We start from the raw sequence: 1,587 nt of genomic DNA, 5'->3' as shown, positions 1-1,587 counted from the left end.
CTTCATTGATGGCTATGCGAGTCACCCAGGTTGAAAACTTCGAGTCTCCGCGAAACCTAGCTAGATTTGTGAAGGCTCGCTGAAAGCATCGTTGAACCGCGTCTTCGGCATCTTCCCTCTGGCGAACTACGCGCCAGACAGTGTGATAGACCTTTACTCGATGGCGCTCGTACAATTGCCCGAAAGCAGCGGAGCATCCAGATTTCGCCTCGGCGACAAGCCCCCAATCGTCACTGGCTTCGCTCGCTTGAGACTGCGCGTGCATCCGAGGCTCTGCGACCAATAGGACTTCTTCGACATTCATAAACTTCGCGTGTCAGGCATGGCGCATTTCCTCCTCTCTGGTGAAGAACACTACCGCAGGGATCTGAAGCCCGCGCGAACCTCTTCTGAAAAGAGCTTCGGCTGTTCCCAGGCCGCATAGTGCCCGCCTTTGTCGACCTTGTTGTAATAAATGAGTTTGTCGTACGCCCGCTCCGTCCAACTTCGCGGGGCTCGATAGTTCTCGCCGGGAAAGACGCTCACAGCAGCTGGGATAGAGACATTGGCCGCGTTATAAAGATTGAGGTGAAGTTCCCAATAGAAACGAGCCGCGGAAATCGCCGTGTTCGTCAACCAGTAGAGTGTGAAGTCATCGAGTACATCGTCTCGTGTCAGGTCACCTGCGGAGTGTCCATTAATCGTGCGCCCGAGTACTGCCGAGGTGATCGGCGCCGCCGGCTGGCCATAACCGTCACCGTGGTCAAAGAGCCAAGCTGCTAGGCAGACGGGCGAATCCGCCAATCCGTACAGCGTTTGCGGGCGAGTCGCCATAAATTGTGCGTAGGCACGTTTCTTCGCAAATAGATTGGTCAGCTGCTCGTAAGCCTGTCTTTCGTCGGGGGATAGGCCAGATGGCGGGGGATCGCCGCACTGGAGGGCCCTCGCAATGTCAGATGGAATAGTCCCAGGGAAGTTGGTGTGAATTCCCAGTAATTCTGGCGGTGCGTGTTTGGCCATCGCGGTGCAAACGCCCGCGCCCAAATCGCCGCCTTGCGCCACAAATTTTGCGTATCCAAGGCGCTTCATCAGCACTAGCCAAGCACTTGCGGTGCGCTCCGGACCCCAGCCGGAAGTGGCGGGCCTTGCTGAAAAACCGAAACCCGGCAGCGACGGAATCACCAGATGGAAGGCGTCCGCCGCGCTCGCGCCATGTGCCGTAGGATTGGTGAGTGGATCGATAATCTTCAGTTGCTCGATGACTGAGCCGGGCCATCCGTGGGTGACGATCAGCGGCAACGCATTTTCATGTTTCGAACGAACGTGAATGAAATGAATGTCCAGCCCATCGATCTCGGTGATGAACTGCGGCAGGGCGTTCAGCTTCGCTTCGATCTTGCGCCAATCGTAGCCTGTCGCCCAATAGCGCGCGAGTTCCCGAATTGTCGCAAGCGGCAGGCCTTGCGATTCATCCGTGACCGTTTCCCGATCAGGCCACCTTGTCGCGTTAATGCGCCTGCGCAGTTCGGTAAGCTCCGCCTCTGGAACATTCACCTGAAATGGACGAACAGAAGTCTTGTCGGCTGCCTGCCTAGCACTGGTTAGGGT

2 protein-coding genes are annotated in these 1,587 nt (G+C 56.9%); both read right to left on the bottom strand.

The window, feature by feature from the left end:
* The coding region (locus tag WA354_RS25400) for a sigma factor (protein WP_472815826.1) at positions 1–265 on the bottom strand (265 nt) is incomplete at its 3' end.
* Between the two features lie 89 nt (positions 266–354).
* Positions 355–1,587 (bottom strand): epoxide hydrolase family protein (locus WA354_RS25395; protein ID WP_472815825.1); only part of this gene is annotated, 1,233 nt, incomplete at its 5' end.

Origin of the sequence: Occallatibacter sp. (assembly GCF_049802275.1) — a bacterium.
Lineage (GTDB): Bacteria > Acidobacteriota > Terriglobia > Terriglobales > Acidobacteriaceae > Telmatobacter.
Note: the sequence above shows the minus strand (reverse complement) of the source record. Positions and strands in the feature narration are given on the sequence as shown.